Origin of the sequence: Clostridioides sp. ZZV14-6153, assembly GCF_020657855.1 — a bacterium.
In the GTDB taxonomy this organism is placed as follows: domain Bacteria; phylum Bacillota; class Clostridia; order Peptostreptococcales; family Peptostreptococcaceae; genus Clostridioides.
This window is the reverse complement of sequence record NZ_JAGWCZ010000095.1, coordinates 1-279: the sequence shown is the minus strand read 5'-3', so window position 1 is coordinate 279 and position 279 is coordinate 1. Positions and strand designations below refer to the sequence as shown.

Annotated in this window: 1 pseudogene; it reads left to right on the top strand. The window is 26.2% G+C overall.

Annotated elements, in window-relative coordinates:
- Positions 1-2: 2 nt before the first annotated feature.
- Positions 3-230, top strand: a pseudogene (locus tag KGF46_RS19850) (recombinase family protein); the annotation flags it as partial.
- Positions 231-279: the final 49 nt, after the last annotated feature.

The following is a 279-nucleotide window of genomic DNA, read 5'->3' as shown; positions in this document are numbered from 1 at the left end:
TTATAACTCTGCAAAGATGGGATAATGATGGTAAATTAAAGGCATTTAGAACGCCTACGAATAGAAGGTATTACACTTATGAACAATATCTAGAATATACAGGAATACATAAAGAAACAGATAATAGAAAAATAGTTATTTATACAAGGGTTTCAAGCTCTAATCAAAAAGATAATTTAAAAAATCAAGTTGAATTTCTTAGACAATATGCCAATTCTAAAGGAATAATAGATTAAGAAAATACAAGAAAAAGATTAGAGAGGATGAAGATATTGAAAA